Below are 19,442 nucleotides of genomic sequence, written 5' to 3' on the forward strand. Positions count from 1 at the left end.
CTACAAGTCGAGCAGGGACGAAAGTCGGGCTTAGTGATCCGGTGGTACCGAATGGAAGGGCCATCGCTCAACGGATAAAAGCTACCCTGGGGATAACAGGCTTATCTCCCCCAAGAGTCCACATCGACGGGGAGGTTTGGCACCTCGATGTCGGCTCATCGCATCCTGGGGCTGAAGTAGGTCCCAATGGTTGGGCTGTTCGCCCATTAAAGCGGTACGCGAGCTGGGTTCAGAACGTCGTGAGACAGTTCGGTCCCTATCTGTCGCGGGCGCAGGAAATTTGAGAGGAGCTGTCCTTAGTACGAGAGGACCGGGATGGACGTACCGCTGGTGTACCAGTTGTTCCGCCAGGAGCACCGCTKGGTAGCCAAGTACGGACGGGATAAGCGCTGAAAGCATCTAAGCGTGAAGCCCCCCTCAAGATGAGATTTCCCAGTATGTAAGACCCMTTGAAGACGACGAGGTTGATAGGTTCGGGGTGGAAGCACAGCAATGTGTGTAGCTGACGAATACTAATCGGTCGAGGGCTTATCCTAAACACGTTTNGCACCGCTGGGTAGCCAAGTACGGACGGGATAAGCGCTGAAAGCATCTAAGCGTGAAGCCCCCCTCAAGATGAGATTTCCCAGTATGTAAGACCCCTTGAAGACGACGAGGTTGATAGGTTCGGGGTGGAAGCACAGCAATGTGTGTAGCTGACGAATACTAATCGGTCGAGGGCTTATCCTAAACACGTTTGCCGTGACCCATACATCCGGTAGACAGCAGCATGAAGGCTTCAGCAAGCCTAACTTTCGTATCCAGTTTTCAGGGCGCAATTTGCTTTGAAATGTTTAATATTCCCTGATAGCTCAGTTGGTAGAGCACTCGACTGTTAATCGAGTTGTCACAGGTTCGAGTCCTGTTCGGGGAGCCATTGTAGAGAGGTGTCCGAGTGGTCGAAGGAGCACGATTGGAAATCGTGTAGGCTCTAACCGGGTCTCGAGGGTTCGAATCCCTTCCTCTCTGCCAGTAAGGCCCGTTGGTCAAGTGGTTAAGACACCTCCCTTTCACGGAGGTAACAGGGGTTCGAGTCCCCTACGGGTCACCAACTTTTCTTAAAAAAAAGATTGACAAAAAAGAATGACCTATGATAAGATATAAAGGTCGCTCAACATGGAGGATTAGCTCAGCTGGGAGAGCATCTGCCTTACAAGCAGAGGGTCGGCGGTTCGATCCCGTCATCCTCCACCATTTAATAATTAATAACGACGCGGGGTGGAGCAGCCCGGTAGCTCGTCGGGCTCATAACCCGAAGGCCGCAGGTTCAAATCCTGCCCCCGCAACCAAATTCTTTACCTTTCGGAACTTTCCGAGAACATGATGTGGAGCTGTGGTGTAGTGGCCCAACATGCCTGCCTGTCACGCAGGAGACCGCGGGTTCGAATCCCGTCAGCTCCGCCACTTTTAAACAACATCAGGCTCGGTAGCTCAGTCGGTAGAGCAGAGGACTGAAAATCCTCGTGTCGGCGGTTCGATTCCGTCCCGAGCCACCATTTATTTAGTACAAGTAATACAAGTGAATATGCCGTTGTAGCTCAACTGGTAGAGCAACTGACTTGTAATCAGTAGGTTGGGGGTTCAAGTCCTCTCGACGGCACCACATGGAGGATTAGTGAAGTGGCTAAACACGGCAGACTGTAAATCTGCTCTCTCTGAGTTCGGTGGTTCGAATCCATCATCCTCCACCATTTTTTACCTTAGGGGCATAGTTTAAAGGTAGAACAAAGGTCTCCAAAACCTTTGGTGTGGGTTCAATTCCTGCTGCCCCTGCCAATAAAACATTTGAATATGGCGGTCGTGGCGAAGTGGTTAACGCATCGGTTTGTGGATCCGACACTCGGGGGTTCAATTCCCCTCGATCGCCCCATTAATTCAAAAATTAGCGTTTTGTATTTTGTTGGGGATTAGCCAAGCGGTAAGGCAACGGACTTTGACTCCGTCATTCTCAGGTTCGATCCCTGAATCCCCAGCCATTTATATGCGGAAGTGGCTCAGCGGTAGAGCATCGCCTTGCCAAGGCGAGGGTCGCGGGTTCGATTCCCGTCTTCCGCTCCATTTAGTTGGCGCCATAGCCAAGTGGTAAGGCAGAGCTCTGCAAAAGCTCTACCCCCAGTTCGAGTCTGGGTGGCGCCTCCACAGATTTCTCTATGAAACAAAATATGTGCCCTTAGCTCAGCTGGATAGAGCGTTTGACTACGAATCAAAAGGCCAGGAGTTCGAATCTCTTAGGGCACGCCATCTTTACTCAAATGCCGATGTGGCGGAATGGCAGACGCGCGCGACTCAAAATCGTGAGGGAAACCGTGGAGGTTCGAGTCCTCTCATCGGCACCAAACTTTCTAACACAAACTCTTAAGATCAATTTGATCTTAAGAGTTTTTTTGTGTTTATTTTAATATTAGGTAAAATCGACCTGGAAATTTACCCTTTACATCCGTCAAAACCTAGTGTACTATTTAACTAGAACACTAAGACTACGGAGGTAAGAAAATGATGAAATCATCTTCTGAAATAAAGGGAGCAATCCCCGTACTTTCTTTAAAAAATGTAACCAAACGTATTGCAGGAAAAGCTATCGTAGATCGAATGTCATTTGATATTCACAAGGGAGAGATCGTAGGCTTGCTTGGTCCGAACGGGGCAGGAAAAACAACGACGATTCGAATGATTGTTGGATTGATTCAAATGTCTGAGGGAGATGTGCTTATTCAAGGAAAGAGCATACGCAATGATTTTACAGGCGCCATTCGCCATATCGGAGCTATTATAGAAAATCCCGAGTTTTATCCATATATGACTGGGTATGATAATCTAAAGCAATATCAGAGAATGTCATCTGGTATTACGGAAGAACGGATAAAAGCAGTTACCGAGCTGGTAGGTTTAGAAGCAGCAATGAATAAGAAAGTAAAAGCTTATTCTCTTGGAATGAGGCAGCGTCTAGGCATTGCACAAGCGCTGCTAGACAATCCATCCTTGTTGATACTGGATGAACCAACTAATGGCTTAGATCCAGCAGGCATTCGTGAAATGAGACAATATTTGAAAAGAATCGCAGTCCAAGAAGGCATATCGATTCTTGTATCCAGTCACTTGCTCTCGGAAATGGAGCTCATGTGCAGCCGAGTTGTTGTAATTCAGGAAGGTAAATATGTGACTCATCGTTCACTAAGTGATACTGAAGAGCAATCCAAGCAGCTATCAGTCGTTATCCGAGTGGATGATATCGAACGAGCAAGTCGTATTTCTAAGAATATAGATGGAGTTGAGGTTATTCAGCTCTTAAAAGATAGTAGTGAGCTTGTATTAGCTCTTCAGAATGAACTTATTCCTCAGATTGTAAGCAAGCTAGGCGAAGAGGATATTAAAATTTATCGGATAACTGAAGCGAAGATATCACTTGAAGACGAGTTTTTGAAATGGACTGGAGGTAGTCGCATTGCTTAATTTTAGCGGACTAGTATTAAATGAATGGTTGAAAATGTCAAAGAAACGCAGCTTCTTCATTGCTTACGCAGTAATGCTCTTTACGATTGTAGGTTTCACCTATTTAATCTGGAAGATGGCTGGTGAAGAGTTTCCAACCATGCTAGAATTTGCTGGATCGATTATGTCAACGAATGGAGTCGGGCAGGTTGTAACGATTGTAGCCATTATATTCACAGCAGGAATTGTCGCAAAGGAACATCAATTAGGTACAGTTAAGTTTTTGCTAATACGAGCACACGGAAGAAGCAAGATTTTGGCGTCAAAATATGTAGCAGCAATATTGTTTGTTTGTTCTCTCATCATTTTCACAATTGTTGCTGCTCTTGCGGCAAGTGGAATAGCGTTTGGCTTTGAATCGACAGGGGACATAACCTGGTTGGATGTTGCGAAATCAATGCTCTTTCAAACGGTTTATACGATCATTTATGTAAGTTTAACGTTTATGTTCGGCATTTTAACAAGATCATCAGGGGCAACGATAGGAATAGGAATGACGGCTGTTTTACTGGAAGGCTTATTGAAAATGTTATTATCAAACTATGATTTCTCCAAATATCTACTTTTTATGAATACAGATCTATCGTTATTTGCAGGCAATGAATCATCATCAGGCGGGATCTTATTCCCAAGTATCGTATGTACAGCATATGTGTGTTTGTTTTTAGTCATAAGTTTTGTTACGTTCAAAAAACGGGATATTGCCTAATATGCAACGTTTTCGAGAGGGCAGTTGAGGGGAGAAGGACATATTGTGAGCATAGAATTTGATAATAATTTGCCGATCTACTTGCAGATCATGAATTATATTAAGAAAGAAATCGTTATTGGCAAGTTAAAGGCTGGGGATAAAATACCGGCAGTACGAGAACTTGCGTTAGAACTACAAATCAACCCGAATACGATACAACGAACCTTTCAGGAGCTTGAGCGAGAACAAATCGTCGAAACGAAGCGTGGACTTGGCCGATATGTAACTAGCGAGGAGTCGAAAATAATGGAAATCAAAAAAGAAATGGCAGGCGATTTGCTCGGTCGCTTCATACAAGGGATGCAGGAGCTTGGCTTCGCAAATAACGATATTGTAACTATCGTTTCACAAGCAGTGAAAGAAGAAGATAAAGAAAAGGAGTGAAGGAATTGTGGAGAGCGTTTTGCAGCTGACAGAAGTATCAAAATCTTTTGCCGGTAAGAAGGCGTTAGACCAAATATCGCTCACATTAGCGCCTGGGAAGATTGTTGGTTTGTTAGGAAGCAATGGCAGTGGTAAAAGTACACTGATGAAAATAGCAGCAGGACTCATTCATCCGGCTTCTGGCACGGTGAAGATTGACGGTCGACTTGTAGGACAGGAAACAAAAGTGATTACATCTTTTATGCCTGATCAGCCACTGACGGAGAGTTGGATGCGCGTAGAGGACGCGATAGATTTTTATAAGGATTTTTATGCGGATTTTGATAATAAGAAGGCAAATGAAATGCTTGCTTTCATGAATTTGAATAAACGGGATCGTGTTAGTGCGTTATCTAAAGGGATGAACGAACGTCTTCAACTTACACTCGTATTATCGCGAAATGCGAAGTTGTATTTGCTCGATGAGCCGATCGGAGGAGTAGATCCAGTAGCAAGAGCGAAAATTTTGGACGCGATTGTTAACTACTATAACGAAGAGAGCAGCTTAGTCATTTCAACCCACCTTGTACGCGATATTGAGCGGGTCTTCGATGAAGTTGTGTTCATACGTGAGGGTAAAATTGTATTGCAGGATGAGGTAGAAAATATACGATTGGCTCACGGAAAAAGCGTTGATGAGATGTTTAAGGCGGTGTTTGGGGAATGATCAAGCTGTTGAAATACGATTGGAAGCGAAGCAATGATGGTGTCCTCAGCACGCTTGCAATCTTTATCATATTAGAAGCAGCGCTATCAATCACTGGGGCAACGCGTAACTGGGATGAAAATCTTATAATCGCGTTTAGTATTTTCGGCTATGTAATGACTTTCATCTTGTTGTTCATCCATTGCTGCCGGACGTTTGACAGAAATCTTAAATCCTATAGTCGTCGCTTACTGCCGCTGCACCCAATCAATGGAATAGGCGCTGCAATACTTTTAGGCTGGATAACCATGCTGCTCGTTTTGATTATTGCAGCTATTCATATCGCGATCTTCTTAGCTTTTTCGGATATGGATATTCAAGCTTTCAAAGAGCATGTTTCTTTAGAGAAAGGCGCTCTATTCGGAATGATACTAAGCTACATTTGGATGTACACATCATTTATGCTGTCGATCCTTTGTTCCATTACAGTTGCTCGCAGCTTCAGAATGAAACATTCTACATGGATAGGGATCGTCTTTTACTTTGGGATACAAATTATCGCTTCTTGGCTAACGAATAAGCTATTTGACCAAAGCGAGGGTATGATGGGCATAGTTTCAGTAAATATACCTCAAACGAATAGCGATGTTGTAACCTTTGGTTCATCTTTCAATACGGATTTTTTATTCGGACCATTTTTATTGGAGCTAGCGTTCACCTTAGGTTATTTGTTTCTAATGATTTATTTATTAAAAAAGAAAGTCGAGCTTTAAAAAAGAATGACGATGGCGCATGTGGGGCGAAAATCCTATATGCGCTTTTTTTTATGCTTTAAATAAGATTATAAAAAATGAGAACTATATCTATTCCAGGTGATTTTAAGAAAGCGCTTTAAATGGTAGTATTAATATGATCCAATCGATATTAGGGGGAAGCGAAAATTGAGGTTCGGTAAATCGATTAGAACTCGTCTTATTATTGGGTTTATGGCAGTAATGCTGCCGGTAGTTGTGTATATGCTCATTAACAACAGTTACTCACGTGAGATCGTCCGAGAGAAAGTATCAGAGACCTATCGAAACACACTTGATATTTATGTGGGTCAAACGGATCAGAACTTATCGCAGATTAATGATTATCTTTATAAAATGTCAGTGCTTGATACCGACGTCGGACTGCTTATGTCTTTCCCGATGGATAGTGACGGATATACGTTAACGAAGATTAGGATAGATGCAAAGCTGAATCGTGACGTTGGTGTCTATAATCTTATTGATGCTGTATTTCTATATCACGATAAAGATATTATTTTTGGAACAAAAAGCTTATATAACGATACTAAAAAAATAATTAAAGCGCATATGGATACGATGACAAAGGAAGAAAACCTGCTTATGAATGATCAACATTTATGGGAGGTCAGAGCTGATGAGCGGATGTCAGGTAAGTTTTTTCTGATCAATTTCATCAAGGTGTCAGAGGACTTATACGTCGGCGCAATAATCAAGGTACAGGATATAAACAGAATGTTATCGATTCAATGGAGTGACGGTGATATCGGACATAATGGCATTTATTTGCGCCAGGGGGATCAGCTGGTTCAGTCGTTGACAGAAAATCTGGTACCACTTGAACTCACCTATAAAATATCGAAGGAACCGTATGAATCGCTGACTGACCGAAAAACAGGAGATAGTTATCTTGTGATGAATAGGATGAGCGATATGGTGAATATAGCCTATCGGGTCGTTATTCCAGAGCGGACGCTCCTGCGAAATCTATTGTTTTTTAGAAATGCGACATTATTTGCTCCCATTGGGTTTCTTGCCATTTTGCTCATCTATTTGTTCTTTATGCGGAATATGCTGTTTAAGCCGCTGCATGAGCTTATTTTGGGGATGAAGAAAATTTCTTTAGGTATGCTGGACGTAAGATTGAAGAAAAACAAATCGCTTGAATTTGAATTTCTAGGTAATACATTCAACATTATGGCGGAGCAAATCAAAACCTTGAAAATTGATGTTTATGAGGAACAACTTCGAGTGAAGCAAGGTGAATTGAAGCAGCTCCAGGCACAAATTAATCCGCACTTTTATATGAACAGCTTAAACATTATTTATAATCTAGCGGCTTTAGGTGATACGGAATCGGTTAAAAAGATGTCGCTGCATCTTGCTGATTATTTCCGATTTATTATGAAAGCAAATCGGGATACGATCACACTCAAGGAAGAACTGATGCATATCGAAAACTATATGACGATTCAAAAAATTCGGTTCCCTGAGAAGCTGCAATGTACATATGAGGGTATTGATGACATTTTGCACTATCCAATTGCTGCTTTGACCATCCAGCCCTTTGTAGAAAATTCGATTATTCATGGGTTCAAAAACAGGCGGCAGCTTTTCCAAATAAAAATAGGTGCTGAGATGAACTCAGAGCATGGTTTTGCGTTATCGATCAGCGACAACGGAACGGGCTTTAGCCCACAAATACTGGAGAAGTTGCAAAATAAAGAACCGTTGCAGGAAGGCGAAACGAGCAGCTTAGGCATAATGAATGTTATTCATCGATTACAGCTGCTTTATGGCGAGCGGACGTCGATAACTTTCCGTAATCAAACGGAGGGCAGCGGTGCAATTGTCGTTATCGTATTCCCTAAGCTGATGGAAGGGGTGAAAGCCGTTGTATAACTTATTGGTTGTAGATGATGAGGAAATTGCGATTCGTGGCATCGTAGATGGCATAGACTGGTCAACGCTGCCGATTGCTAACATTTATACGGCAATTGATGCGGAGGAGGCGCAGGCTATGCTGACCGCACATACGATTCACATCATCCTGTCGGACATTGATATGCCAAATCAGAGCGGTATCGATTTATTAGAATGGGTGAATGAGCATTCCCCTTCAAGCGTGACGATTTTTCTAACGGGACATGCGGATTTTAAATATGCGCAGCAGGCGGTTCAGCTGGACTGCTTCGATTATTTACTAAAGCCCATCGATCATAACGCTCTGAAAGCATGTGTGAATGAGGCACTGGAAAAAGCTCGTGATATGGAGCAGCTAGCAAAAATTCGCGGAACTTACAACTTATTTTATGAACAATGGAGTAAGCAGCAGCCTATTCTTATTGAGCGCTTCTGGCAGGATATCATTCACTACCGTTTATCAGCGGCATCGCAACAGCTCAATTTCTCATTGCAAACCTATGGTTTACCGCTTGAATCGGATAGTTTAATTCGCGTCGTGCTTATCAGCATCGAACAGTGGCGGGAGGAATGGTCAGCCCGTGATGAGGAGATCATGACCTATGGTATTAAGAACGCTGCCGAAGAGATCGTGCTTCAAGGTGAACTAGGCCATATTGTTCAAGATGGCAGCGGAATTTTATACGCATTATTTTATAATCCATCGAATGGTGATAGGCAAGACAATGCTGGCTTACAGTCCAGATGCAAAACGTTTATTGATCAATGCAAACGAATGCTGAATTGTTCACTGTCCTGTTATATAGGTGAAGCAGCGGAGGTGAAACAGCTCCGTACCGCTATACAGACTCTGCTCACCTTGGAGAGAAGCAACGTGAGTAATACTTGCGCGATTATAATGGAGCAGGATCATACAAAGAAGCAAGGACTACCCACTCCCCAGCAAGCTCCCTTCTCTGATTGGGCACTATTGCTAGAATCCGGGAAGCAGACGGAACTGTCTTTGCGAATTGACGAATGTTTTGACCAGATGCAGGAGCTGAAAGTGGATTATACGTATATGGCATCGTTTTATTATGGGTATATGAATATGCTTTTCCAATGGTTAAATAAAAAATCCGTTCAAATGACAGACGTGTTTATGCATAGAGAATGGGAGGTAGGCGAGAATATTCTCAAATCATTGCCTCGAATGCGAACATGGACGCAGCAATTGAGCCAGCAGATCACGGATTACGCTAATCAGAATGGCAAAGACGTATCCCAAGTTGTGGAGAAGGTTCAGCGTTACATGGAAGAGCATTTAGGAGAGGAATTCAGTCGTGAGCAAGCGGCAGAGTCCGTCTATTTGAATCCAGCCTATTTGTCTCGCTTATTCCGAAGGGAAACAGGTTCTTCATTGACGGATTATTTGGTTCGAATGCGCATAGCTAAGGCGAGAAACGAGCTGGAAAAAACAAATAATCGGATAAGTGATGTAGCTATAAACGTGGGTTATAGTAATTTTTCTCACTTTTCAAAGCTGTTTAAGAAATCGACCGGTCTTACTCCACAGGAATATCGCAAAAATTTTCAAGATGTATGATTGAAAAGTCACTGTACCGTTAATATGGTCACGGCGCCGACAGATGTCGGCGTCTTTTTTTTATACAATTATACCTAGAAGGAACACAAGAGTTTTAGAAAGAGGAGGGGGAAGGCGTTGGCGAAACATACGACGGAAGCGATAACAGCTGCCTATATTCCGAAGAGCTCAATGAAAAAAATGTCTCAAATCCGTATTTTTCGCAAGTACTGGATGTTCTACCTTATGATGTTGCCGGCTATCGCATTGCTGGTCCTGAACAATTACATTCCGATGTTTGGCATCATAATCGCATTCAAAAACATTAACTATGCGGACGGAATATTTGGCAGCGCATGGAGCGGGTTTAGAAATTTCGAGTATTTATTCAAAACATCAGACGCTTGGATTATTACAAGGAACACGCTGCTTTACAACTCAGGTTTTATCGTTTTGAACTTGGTTTTCCCGCTCGCTTTTGCGATCATGCTCAATGAAATTAGAAGCCGTTTTCTAGCAAAGCTTCATCAAACGATTATGTTCCTGCCTTATTTTTTATCGATGGTCGTCATTAGTTATTTGGTGTATGGCTTTTTGAGTGACCAACATGGGTATTTAAATACTTCGCTGCTGCCGGCGCTTGGACTTGAGCAGGTGCAATGGTATTTCACGCAAGAGGTATGGCCATACATTTTGCCGATCGTAAATACATGGAAAAGCATGGGTTACTTTACCGTTATTTATATGGCAGCCATCATTGGCATAGACGATGAGTATTATGAAGCCGCAACAATTGACGGGGCAAGCAAGTGGAAGCAAATGACGAGTATTACGATTCCGCTCATTATGCCTATCATTACGATTATGACGCTGCTTCAGATCGGAAAAATATTTAACGCTGACTTCGGCTTATTTTTCCAAGTACCAAGAGAATCGGGTGTATTATTCCCTGTAACGAATGTTATCGACACCTATGTGTATCGCACATTCCTGACGGTTGGTGATATTGGCTTATCCTCCGCTGCGGGCTTGCTGCAATCCGTAATCGGCTTCGCCTTAGTATTTTTCTCCAATTGGGTGGTACGCCGAATCAATAAAGATAATGCGTTATTTTAGATTGGTGCGATTGAAGCATCTTTACGAAAATCTTGATTGGAGGTGATCCTATGGAAGCAGTTGAGAAAATATCTTCCGGGTCCAAGACTAAAAACCAATTATCACTCCCGGCTTCTCTAGGCATCAATATATTTTTCATTGTATATTCACTGCTTTGTATCGTACCGCTCATCTTAATTATTATGGTTTCGATTTCCGATGAAGGCACTGTCGTCAGAGAAGGGTACCAATTTATTCCTTCAAAATTTGATTTAGCAGCGTACCAGTTCCTGTTCAAGGATGCGACTCAAATTTTTCGCTCCTATAGCATCTCTATCTTTGTAACGATTGTTGGAACTTCACTCAGCTTAATTATTATGGCGTTATACGCGTATCCCATATCCAGATCTGATTTTCCACATGCCAAGTTTTTTACTTTCTTCGTATTTTTTACGATGCTTTTCTCAGGGGGCCTAGTTCCTTGGTATCTCGTGTATGTACAAGTGCTGGATTTAAAGGATACGTTGATGGCTCTTATTGTACCGCTATTGGTAGCTGCGTTTTTTGTTCTTATTATTCGTACGTTTTTCCAAACAACAATTCCTTTAGCCATACTGGAGTCTGCAAAAATCGATGGAGCAGGAGAATTGACGATCTTTTTCAAAATCGTTTTGCCGTTGTCACTTCCTGTTCTTGCTACAGTTGCACTCTTCCAAACACTGACGTATTGGAATGATTGGTTCCTCAGCCTTGTGTTCATTACGAAGGAATCGAACATTACCGTTCAATACCTGATGTATAAGACGATGCTGAACATTCAATTTCTTGCTAATAACAGTACAGCAGCGGCAGCTATTATAGCGGCTGGAGGCAATTTTAAGTTTCCAAGCGAGACCGTTCGGATGGCTATGGTTGTCGTTGGAATCGGTCCTATTATTTTTGCTTACCCGTTCTTCCAAAAATATTTTGTGAAAGGGCTGACGGTCGGCGCCGTAAAAGGTTGAATTCGCGAAGATCAGCAATAACACGGCTGTAATCGGCAGCGCCGATTTAGCATATAATCCAAATTTTCGAGGGAGGTCCACCCGCTATGAAGCAAGTTAAACAAAAAACATCTATGCTTCTTCTCATGCTGATGTCCATCGTATTGATTATGTCGGCATGTTCAGGAAACAACGGGAAAAACAACGCAGAGCCGACAAATGCTCCAGCTGCCGAAACGGATAAACCAGTCACAAAGGATGAGGAGCCGCCAGCATCAGATTTGAAGCCATATCAAATATCTCTCGTATACCCTGGCACACCGCAGACAGATGAGAAAAAAGTGGAAGAGGCGATCAATAAGCTGCTTACCGAAAAAATCAACGCAACGATCGATCTCAGACCGATTGATTGGGGTGCATGGGACGATAAAATCAACCTGATGGTCGCTTCGCGGGAAGAAGTAGACATTGTGTTTACGGCTCAGTGGAATGGTCATGCCAAATATGTTGCCAAAGGCGCTTTCTTGGAACTAGGTGACTTGATTGACAAATACGGTCAAGGAATTAAGGATTCATTAGACCCTGCGTTTCTGGAGGGGGCAAAAATTAGCGGGAAAAACTTCGGTGTTCCAACGAATAAGGAACTCGCGGCTGCTGGCGGTATCGTCTACCGTAAGGATATTACCGATGAGCTCGGCATTGATATGAGTAATGTAAAAACACCAGAAGATCTTGATGCTGTATATGCAGTCGTGAAGGAGAAAAAGCCGGACTTAATTCCGCTGTACACGACTGCAGGCGCATTCAACTCGCACTTCTTCGCTAACTACGACTTCTTGGGCGATTCAACCATTCCTGGCGCCATTCTTAAGGATCAAGATGCTACAAAAGTAATGCCAATGGAGCAGCTTGAGCGTTACAAGCAATATTTAAACCTGACTCGTGATTATTTCAAGAAAGGTTACATTAACGCGGATGCAGCTACTACACAAGTTTCTTCAGCAGATGCATGGAAGGCAGGTAATGTATTCTCTACGATTGAGCCAATGAAACCAGGCAAGGATGCAGAGATTGCAAGCGCTTCTAACCTGACTGGCAAGCTGGCCCAAATAATAATGACAGAAAAAACAGTTGCAACCTCTGAAACTGCAGGGTCGATGCTTGGGATTTCTTCGACTTCCAAGGACCCAGATCGTGCGATGATGTTGATTAATCTGCTTCATACCGACAAAGAAATTAATAATTTGCTAAACTTTGGTATTGAAGGTGAGCATTACACACGTAATGGTGAGATTATAACAGCTACAGGGAATACAGCCAACTATAATCCAGGCTCCGCTTGGATGTTCGGCAGTCAGTTCCTGAACTATATTTGGGATACTGAGGATCCAGATAAATGGGCGAAATTTAAAGAGTTCAACCAAAATGCGAAAGTATCACCTGCTCTTGGTTTCGTATTCGATAGCGAACCTGTGAAATCGGAAGTCGGCGCTTTGGCAAACGTGATCCGCCAGTACCAAAGAGCGCTTGAAACGGGATCGGTGGACGTTGACAAAACGTTAGCTGAATACGAGAAGAAGCTGAAGGAAGCAGGCGTTGATAAGGTCGTTGCTGAGAAACAGAAGCAATTTGATGCGTTCCTTGCGAGCAAGTAAACAGTCCTACTATTAAAAATAACGAAAACCCGCGTCTTTCCAAAAGGCGCGGGTTTTTCTTGCTTGCATTTTTTTATGTATTCCTTACAATTAAGCTAACAAATATAATTCATCCATGCTGTAGGGGGCAAAGCGAGTATGGCTCGATCGATGTACCATTTGAGGTGTGCAAGTTTGCTCCTACTGACATGTTTCGTTCTAGTGATAGCTTGTTCTAATGAAACAGGTACAAATCTTACGGCCAGCAACAAGGAAAGCATGAAACGTATTGCAAATAATAATGAAAGCGTTTCAACAGAAGTAGACGAAACGGACAGCGCTGATAATCATCAATTAAAAGCGTATACGCTAAAGTTTGTATATACAGGATCGCCACAGAAAGACGAAGAAGAAGTAGAAGCGGCAATGAATGAATATTTATTAACGAAAATAAATGCGAAAATTGATCTTATTCCAATTGATTGGGGACCATGGGACGACAAAGTCAATCTCATGATCGCATCACGCGAGAAGGTTGATATTTTTTTTACGGCTCAATGGAATAAACATGCGATCAATGTGTCAAAGGGTGCTTTTTTAGTCATTGATGAGCTTCTAGAGCAGTATGGCCAAGGCATTTTGCAAACACTGGACCCCGTGTTTCTTGCAGGCGCCAAGATTGACGGGCATAATTATGCTGTTCCAACGAACAAGGAGCTCGCCTCGCAAGGAGGCATTATCTATCGCTCGGACATAGCTGATGAGCTCGGAATAGATATGACTATGGTAAAAAGTATTGAAGATCTAGATGCGGTATATCAGATTATACAAGAGAAAAAACCGGGGATGATCCCCCTTTATATGAAGATGGGCGAGTCGTTTAATGCACATTACATCGGAAATTTCGACGCTTTAGGAGATACATCGATTCCTGGGGTCATTCTAAAGGATGAAGAGAGCACTACTGTAATGCCTGCCTATGAGGTCGATCGTTATGTAGATTCGCTGCGCTTGACACGTAAGTTTTTTCTAAAAGGGTATATAAATAAAGATGCTGCTACGAATCAGACGATGAACAACGATGCGCTCAGGTCTGGCGATGTATTCTCGATAACAGGCGCATTAAAGCCCGGTAAGAATGAAGAGCTGGCGATTCAAACTGGACTCACTCAGAAGCTGGCGCAGCTGCCTTTAAATGTGAAGACGATTGCAACATCGGAGACGGCGGGATCCATGTTAGCTATCTCTTCAACTTCGCAGGATCCAACACGAGCGATGATGTTTATTAATCTGCTCCATACGGATGTTTATTTGAACAATTTGATGAACTACGGTATTGAAGGCAAACATTATATGAAGGTTAATGAGCACATGATCAGGCCAACGGAGAACACGCAAAATTACAATCCTGGCTCCAATTGGATGTTCGGAAATCAGTTTTTGAACTATGTATGGGACAGTGAAAATCCTGAGAAATGGAATAGCTTCAGACAATTTAATCAAGATGCAAAAATATCACCAGGGCTTGGCTTCGTATTTAATGGTGACGCGGTTAGGGCTGAAGTAGCTGCTGTCGGCAATGTGGATAGACAGTACCGAACTGCGCTTGAAACCGGGTCTGTTGATGTAGATAAAGTATTGCCAGAGTATATCGAGAGGCTGAAAGCGGCAGGTATCGAGAAAATTATAGCGGAGAAACAAAAGCAATTCGATCAATTTCTTGCAAACAAATAAGCAGCATTGTTTATCATTCGTGCCGGCCAAGCGATTAAGTTGCTGGATCGGCACTTTTTAATTATTTGTTTGCCGCCGATTGCCTTCGAGAAGTTTTCAAGCATAAGCATGCGAAATATTGGTATAAATCTGCTTTTGACCCTAGAGGCGGGCTGCCCACTCGACCTAAGTCTAGTGAGAAAACCGCCGAAAGTCCGTTTTATAAAAGGATAAATTGATCTAAACTAAGTACATAAGCAAGAGCAACACTCGTAAGGCAAGAAAAGAAAAGTAAAAAATTCTGAAAGTCGAAAGGAGTTGGAAATGAAGATGAATGGAAAAAGCGCTTTGGGCGTGTTGCTGGTTATCGTCGGCAGTATCGCGGTACTTAATTTTGTCGGAGTTCATTTCGGTGCAATATTCGGATTTTTGCTCCCGTTCATACTAATCGGATTGGGTATTGTCGGTTGGACGAACAACAAGAAATGGATTGGTGGAATACTTATCGCAATCGGTGGCATGATTATTTTCGGTAAACTTGGCGGTATCATCTTGCTGCTTCTGGCAATCGGCTTAATCGTTGCTGGTGTGAGCCTCTTTAAGAAAGACAAACGCAGAGCATTTTAATTGCTGCGAATCATTATAAAAGGCACGGATAGATGAAGCTGGTTTTGCACCGCAAAACGTTAAGGAGGACATTGAATGAGTATTATGAAGCGAGTTCGCGATATTACTGTCGCAACATTAAATGAACGGCTTGAGAAGTCAGAGGATCCAGTACGGTTGATTGATCAATTCCTCTGGTCGACAAGAGAAGATATTATACAAGCTGAGAAGCTGTATCAGCAATATGCTGGACATAGCAATCACCTGAAAGCCCAATGGCTGCAAGCCGAAGAGCAGAAGGAACGTCGTGAAAATCAAGCGTTGACGGCTCTGAAGGCAGGCGAGGAGCAAATGGCAAGAATCGCTTTGCATGAGAAGGCTAGCTGCGAAGAGCGCTCCATTCAATACCGTGAGCTATTCGAGCAAAGCCGGCAAAACACGCTTGATCTTGAAGATCAGCTGCGCGAGATGCGCAGTGAATACCAATCGGTATATGACAAGCGTGAATATTATGCAGCTCGTATGGAATCACTAAGGCTACAACAACGAATGAACAGCCGATATACGAGCGGCTTCGGTGATCAAGGTATTCAATCGGGTGCTGTTTTTAGAAAGCTGGAGGATCGCATAAGCGGAATGGAGCATGAAGCAAAAAGCTTGCGCGACATTCGCAAAATGGGTCAAGAATTCGTATCGGAAGCGGGCAACACATTGCAATCCGTTATAGAACGAGAGCTTGAGCAGCTGAAGCGAAAGCTTGAGAAAGAGGGATGGTCGTCTTGAAAAAACTATATCGATCTTCTCGCGATAAAAAAATATTCGGTCTTTGCGGTGGATTAGCAGAAATGTTAAATGTAGATGCGACTCTGCTGCGGATTCTACTTATAGTCGTTACGATTTTCACAAGCGGGCTTGTTATTCTGATCTATATTATTGCAGGCATGGTTGTTCCTAAGGAACCGCCGATCTACTCAGGCTTTGGTCCAAACGGCTTTGGTAACGGTAACGGAAACGGTTATGGCGGAGGCTACAACCCAGGATTTGATCAGCATACAAATTCGTCTTTCGGTGGTCCTTACAAAAACCCGCCGCAAGCACCAGGCTCTTGGAGTGCACCAGCACCTTCATCGCAGCCTACGACATCGTCTCAGTTCGATAGTATGATGGATGATTTGGAGAAAAAAGCACTACGTCGTGAAATTGAAGAATTGAAAGCCAAAATTGCTAAATACGAGAAGGGGGATTTTTAATATGGGAATTTTCAAACGCATGAAAGACATGACAAAGGCATCGGTAAATGAGGCATTGGACAAAATTGAAGATCCGATTATTATGTTAAATCAATACTTGCGTGACATGGAGTCCGAAATTCATCAAGCTGAGGTTACTGTAGCTAAACAAATGGCTAATGAGCGCCGGATGAAGCAACGTTTGGAAGAAACGGTACGCAGCGCGGCAGATCGTGAATCAAAAGCAGAAGCGGCTCTAAGAGCTGGACAGGAAGAACATACTCGCAAGCTGCTAGAAGAGAAGCTTTATTTTGACCAAAAGGTAACGGAATATATCGATTTGCACGCACAATCGAAAACGCAGGCTGAGGAATTGATGCAGCAGCTGCACGCAATGAAGGAAGAGTTCTACCAGCTGCGCAACAAGCGCAATGAGCTTGCTTCCCGTGCACAAGTAGCAAAAGCTCAAAAGCAAATGGCGCAATTGACTACAAACAACACGATTGATAGCGGCTCTGCATCACGCGGCTTCTACCGGATGGAAGAAAAAATTATGCAGCTTGAGGCTGAAGCAGATGTTCTGCGCACGCCTTACTCCTATAACAGCTCTTCGAACAGCTTTAATGCAGCAGATGCTGAGAAAAAAAATAAAGTTGATGAGCAGCTGCAAGCGCTCAAAAACAAGCTAAACCCAACAACTTCATTAACGAAGGCTCCGACTGAGGAATAAGATCATAGGCTATGAAGGAAGCGGACCGTTTTACGGTCTGCTCTTTCATATGTTTTTTGTTGAAAACTGATGCAGGTTAAAATAGTGAAGAGAAGGAAGTGAGCCGTATGGAGCAAGGCAATAAGAGCGACCATCCGAATCATGCGGCCCGCAAGCGACTTGTAACGGAAACAATATTGTGGCTGCTTATCATTATCAGTTTGGTTGTTATCATTTTGCAAGGAATCGGATATGTTGATCTCTTTACGCTTCAAGGGAAATGGGCAATTATCGGACTAGCTTTCGTTGGAGCAGGTTTAGCGGCTGCTACTTTAAACGGATATTTGCAAAACTCCAAGCTAAAGGAATCGCTGAAGCGGCTGACAGAGCAGCAAAAAAAACGTCGATTTACGGTTACGCTAAGCAATGGGGAGACGACGGAAAACGAAATTTCGGAACAAGAGCAGGTTGATCCTAACTGGGCGAAGAAGGTCAAATTCACAGCAGTAATTGAAGAACGACAACGACTCGCGCGTGAGCTGCACGATGCAGTAAGCCAGCAGTTATTTGCCATATCGATGACAGCGACTGCTGTTAGCCGAACCATTGAACGCGATTGGGAGCGAGCGAAACGTCAAGTGCAGCTTATCGAAGAAATGGCTGCTGTTGCTCAATCAGAAATGCGCGCGCTGCTGCTACATCTTCGGCCCGTCCACTTGGACGGAAAAAATCTGGGGCAGGCGCTTACTGTTCTAGTGGATGAGCTGAAGCAGAAAGTACCGATGAAGATTACGCTTGAGGTTGATGATACAATACTGCTTCCTCCTAACGCTGAGGATCATTTGTTCCGCATTGCGCAGGAGGCATTATCGAATACGCTCAGACACTCCAAAGCGGAAAGCATGGATATCAAATTGATTCGAATCGGCAATCAAGTACACTTGAGCTTGCAGGACAGCGGCGTTGGGTTCGATCTTGAGGCGAAGAAGCAAACGTCTTATGGACTGCTCACCATGGAAGAGCGGGTTATTGAGATTGGCGGCTCCTTGCAGATGATTTCGAGGCCTGGTGAGGGGACAATCATTCAAATTTGGGTACCTACTGATGTTTCATGAGAGAATGTAATATAATTAGATATAAAGATGGGCTTTACGAAAAAATGAGGGCGGTGTAAGGTGTGGAAGCAACTCAGCAATTGAGTCGACCGATAAAGGTTCTGCTTGTAGATGATCATGAAATGGTGCGCATCGGACTTGCAGCGGTGCTTGATACCGAGGATGGAATTGAGGTTGTCGGTGAAGCGAGCAACGGCATGGACGGCATACGATTAGCACAGGCGTACAAACCAGACGTTGTACTTATGGATTTAGTCATGGATGGTATGGATGGTGTCGAGACGACAGCCAAGCTGCTGGAGCTGTACCCTGAATGCAAGGTTATTGTGTTAACGAGCTATTTGGATGATAGCAAGCTTTACCCGGTTATTGAAGCCGGCGCATTCAGTTATTTGTTGAAAACGTCACGAGCCACTGAAATCGCCGATGCGATACGTGCCGCTGCCCGTGGGCAATCGGTACTGGAGTCTCAGGTAGCAGCCAAAATGATGAATCGCTTCCGGCAGCCAAAGCAGCAGGAGCAAGCTCCGCTGCATGATGAGCTGACTGAGCGCGAGATGGATGTGTTGAAGCGGGTTGCGCAGGGACGCTCCAATCAAGAAATAGCAGACGAGCTGTTCATCGGTGTAAAAACGGTGAAATTTCATATTACGAACATTTTTAACAAGCTTGATGTGGATGATCGTACGCAAGCTGCCATATATGCTCATAGACAAGGAATTGCAGAATAAC

17 protein-coding genes, 16 tRNA genes and 1 rRNA gene are annotated in these 19,442 nt (G+C 43.5%); all 34 read left to right on the plus strand.

The window, feature by feature from the left end; genetic code table 11:
• A 23S ribosomal RNA gene (locus AC787_RS27695) occupies positions 1-536 on the plus strand; the annotation flags it as partial.
• 304 nt (positions 537-840) lie between these two features.
• Positions 841-916 (plus strand) — tRNA-Asn (locus tag AC787_RS27700).
• Positions 917-920: 4 nt separating this feature from the next.
• A tRNA-Ser gene (locus tag AC787_RS27705) sits at positions 921-1,011 on the plus strand.
• A gap of 4 nt (positions 1,012-1,015) precedes the next feature.
• A tRNA-Glu gene (locus AC787_RS27710) sits at positions 1,016-1,090 on the plus strand.
• A gap of 67 nt (positions 1,091-1,157) precedes the next feature.
• A tRNA-Val gene (locus AC787_RS27715) sits at positions 1,158-1,233 on the plus strand.
• An 18-nt stretch (positions 1,234-1,251) separates the two neighbouring features.
• A tRNA-Met gene (locus tag AC787_RS27720) sits at positions 1,252-1,328 on the plus strand.
• A gap of 38 nt (positions 1,329-1,366) precedes the next feature.
• Positions 1,367-1,443, plus strand: a tRNA-Asp gene (locus tag AC787_RS27725).
• Between the two features lie 16 nt (positions 1,444-1,459).
• Positions 1,460-1,535: transfer RNA gene (locus AC787_RS27730), tRNA-Phe, on the plus strand.
• Positions 1,536-1,566: 31 nt separating this feature from the next.
• Positions 1,567-1,642 (plus strand) — tRNA-Thr (locus tag AC787_RS27735).
• 3 nt (positions 1,643-1,645) lie between these two features.
• Positions 1,646-1,730: transfer RNA gene (locus AC787_RS27740), tRNA-Tyr, on the plus strand.
• A gap of 11 nt (positions 1,731-1,741) precedes the next feature.
• A tRNA-Trp gene (locus tag AC787_RS27745) sits at positions 1,742-1,815 on the plus strand.
• 18 nt (positions 1,816-1,833) lie between these two features.
• Positions 1,834-1,909: transfer RNA gene (locus tag AC787_RS27750), tRNA-His, on the plus strand.
• A gap of 31 nt (positions 1,910-1,940) precedes the next feature.
• Positions 1,941-2,015: transfer RNA gene (locus AC787_RS27755), tRNA-Gln, on the plus strand.
• A gap of 7 nt (positions 2,016-2,022) precedes the next feature.
• A tRNA-Gly gene (locus AC787_RS27760) sits at positions 2,023-2,097 on the plus strand.
• A gap of 7 nt (positions 2,098-2,104) precedes the next feature.
• Positions 2,105-2,178: transfer RNA gene (locus tag AC787_RS27765), tRNA-Cys, on the plus strand.
• A gap of 25 nt (positions 2,179-2,203) precedes the next feature.
• Positions 2,204-2,280, plus strand: a tRNA-Arg gene (locus AC787_RS27770).
• Positions 2,281-2,293: 13 nt separating this feature from the next.
• Positions 2,294-2,375: transfer RNA gene (locus AC787_RS27775), tRNA-Leu, on the plus strand.
• Positions 2,376-2,532: 157 nt separating this feature from the next.
• A complete protein-coding gene (locus AC787_RS27780) occupies positions 2,533-3,489 on the plus strand; it encodes an ABC transporter ATP-binding protein (protein WP_082361220.1) in 957 nt (318 codons plus the stop codon).
• Complete coding sequence (locus AC787_RS27785; RefSeq protein WP_063847714.1) at positions 3,482-4,237, plus strand: ABC transporter permease; 756 nt, start codon at positions 3,482-3,484, stop codon at positions 4,235-4,237. Before AC787_RS27780 ends, AC787_RS27785 begins: the two co-directional genes overlap by 8 nt.
• Positions 4,238-4,282: 45 nt before the next feature.
• A complete protein-coding gene (locus AC787_RS27790; protein WP_054028232.1) occupies positions 4,283-4,663 on the plus strand; it encodes a GntR family transcriptional regulator in 381 nt (126 codons plus the stop codon).
• A gap of 7 nt (positions 4,664-4,670) precedes the next feature.
• Positions 4,671-5,369, plus strand: a complete 699-nt coding sequence (locus AC787_RS27795) for an ABC transporter ATP-binding protein (protein WP_200930780.1) — start codon at positions 4,671-4,673, stop codon at positions 5,367-5,369.
• On the plus strand, positions 5,366-6,121 hold the full coding sequence (locus AC787_RS27800; RefSeq protein ID WP_054028234.1) for a hypothetical protein: 756 nt from the start codon (positions 5,366-5,368) through the stop codon (positions 6,119-6,121). The genes AC787_RS27795 and AC787_RS27800 overlap by 4 nt, the downstream gene beginning before the upstream one ends.
• A 168-nt stretch (positions 6,122-6,289) precedes the next feature.
• A complete protein-coding gene (locus AC787_RS27805; protein WP_054028235.1) occupies positions 6,290-8,041 on the plus strand; it encodes a sensor histidine kinase in 1,752 nt (583 codons plus the stop codon).
• A complete protein-coding gene (locus AC787_RS27810; protein WP_054028236.1) occupies positions 8,034-9,647 on the plus strand; it encodes a helix-turn-helix domain-containing protein in 1,614 nt (537 codons plus the stop codon). The genes AC787_RS27805 and AC787_RS27810 overlap by 8 nt, the downstream gene beginning before the upstream one ends.
• A 171-nt stretch (positions 9,648-9,818) precedes the next feature.
• Positions 9,819-10,742, plus strand: a complete 924-nt coding sequence (locus AC787_RS27815) for an ABC transporter permease (RefSeq protein ID WP_054028616.1) — start codon at positions 9,819-9,821, stop codon at positions 10,740-10,742.
• Positions 10,743-10,792: 50 nt separating this feature from the next.
• Entirely contained in the window at positions 10,793-11,725 is a 933-nt protein-coding gene (locus AC787_RS27820; protein WP_054028237.1) for a carbohydrate ABC transporter permease, read from the plus strand.
• Positions 11,726-11,811: 86 nt separating this feature from the next.
• A complete protein-coding gene (locus AC787_RS27825; RefSeq protein WP_054028238.1) occupies positions 11,812-13,359 on the plus strand; it encodes an ABC transporter substrate-binding protein in 1,548 nt (515 codons plus the stop codon).
• A gap of 258 nt (positions 13,360-13,617) precedes the next feature.
• The gene (locus AC787_RS27830) at positions 13,618-15,072 is read left to right on the plus strand and encodes an ABC transporter substrate-binding protein (protein ID WP_235561143.1); all 1,455 of its coding nucleotides are present in this window, start codon (positions 13,618-13,620) and stop codon (positions 15,070-15,072) included.
• A 309-nt stretch (positions 15,073-15,381) separates the two neighbouring features.
• A complete protein-coding gene (locus AC787_RS27835; protein WP_054028240.1) occupies positions 15,382-15,678 on the plus strand; it encodes a LiaF transmembrane domain-containing protein in 297 nt (98 codons plus the stop codon).
• A gap of 75 nt (positions 15,679-15,753) precedes the next feature.
• Entirely contained in the window at positions 15,754-16,440 is a 687-nt protein-coding gene (locus AC787_RS27840) for a PspA/IM30 family protein (RefSeq protein WP_054028241.1), read from the plus strand.
• Entirely contained in the window at positions 16,428-16,907 is a 480-nt protein-coding gene (locus tag AC787_RS27845) for a PspC domain-containing protein (protein WP_054028242.1), read from the plus strand. Before AC787_RS27840 ends, AC787_RS27845 begins: the two co-directional genes overlap by 13 nt.
• 1 nt (position 16,908) lies before the next feature.
• The gene (locus tag AC787_RS27850; RefSeq protein WP_054028243.1) at positions 16,909-17,616 is read left to right on the plus strand and encodes a PspA/IM30 family protein; all 708 of its coding nucleotides are present in this window, start codon (positions 16,909-16,911) and stop codon (positions 17,614-17,616) included.
• 107 nt (positions 17,617-17,723) lie between these two features.
• Positions 17,724-18,710: a sensor histidine kinase gene (locus tag AC787_RS27855; RefSeq protein ID WP_054028244.1), complete on the plus strand. Its 987-nt coding sequence runs from the start codon at positions 17,724-17,726 to the stop codon at positions 18,708-18,710.
• A gap of 80 nt (positions 18,711-18,790) precedes the next feature.
• Positions 18,791-19,441 (plus strand): response regulator transcription factor, encoded by a 651-nt coding sequence (locus tag AC787_RS27860; protein WP_054028617.1) that lies wholly within the window; start codon positions 18,791-18,793, stop codon positions 19,439-19,441.
• Position 19,442 lies beyond the last annotated feature (1 nt).

Source organism: Bacillus sp. FJAT-28004 (assembly GCF_001280845.1).
Taxonomy (GTDB): Bacteria; Bacillota; Bacilli; order Paenibacillales; family Paenibacillaceae; genus Pristimantibacillus.

Excerpts from the sequence above, each read along its gene's own strand:
- AC787_RS27780 (WP_082361220.1), top strand. The coding sequence starts at position 2,533 with ATGATGAAATCATCTTCTGAAATAAAGGGAGCAATCCCCGTACTTTCT.
- AC787_RS27800 (WP_054028234.1), top strand. The coding sequence starts at position 5,366 with ATGATCAAGCTGTTGAAATACGATTGGAAGCGAAGCAATGATGGTGTC.
- AC787_RS27815 (WP_054028616.1), top strand. The coding sequence starts at position 9,819 with ATGAAAAAAATGTCTCAAATCCGTATTTTTCGCAAGTACTGGATGTTC.
- AC787_RS27820 (WP_054028237.1), top strand. The coding sequence starts at position 10,793 with ATGGAAGCAGTTGAGAAAATATCTTCCGGGTCCAAGACTAAAAACCAA.
- AC787_RS27825 (WP_054028238.1), top strand. The coding sequence starts at position 11,812 with ATGAAGCAAGTTAAACAAAAAACATCTATGCTTCTTCTCATGCTGATG.
- AC787_RS27830 (WP_235561143.1), top strand. The coding sequence starts at position 13,618 with ATGAAACGTATTGCAAATAATAATGAAAGCGTTTCAACAGAAGTAGAC.
- AC787_RS27835 (WP_054028240.1), top strand. The coding sequence starts at position 15,382 with ATGAATGGAAAAAGCGCTTTGGGCGTGTTGCTGGTTATCGTCGGCAGT.
- AC787_RS27840 (WP_054028241.1), top strand. The coding sequence starts at position 15,754 with ATGAGTATTATGAAGCGAGTTCGCGATATTACTGTCGCAACATTAAAT.
- AC787_RS27845 (WP_054028242.1), top strand. The coding sequence starts at position 16,428 with ATGGTCGTCTTGAAAAAACTATATCGATCTTCTCGCGATAAAAAAATA.
- AC787_RS27850 (WP_054028243.1), top strand. The coding sequence starts at position 16,909 with ATGGGAATTTTCAAACGCATGAAAGACATGACAAAGGCATCGGTAAAT.
- AC787_RS27855 (WP_054028244.1), top strand. The coding sequence starts at position 17,724 with ATGGAGCAAGGCAATAAGAGCGACCATCCGAATCATGCGGCCCGCAAG.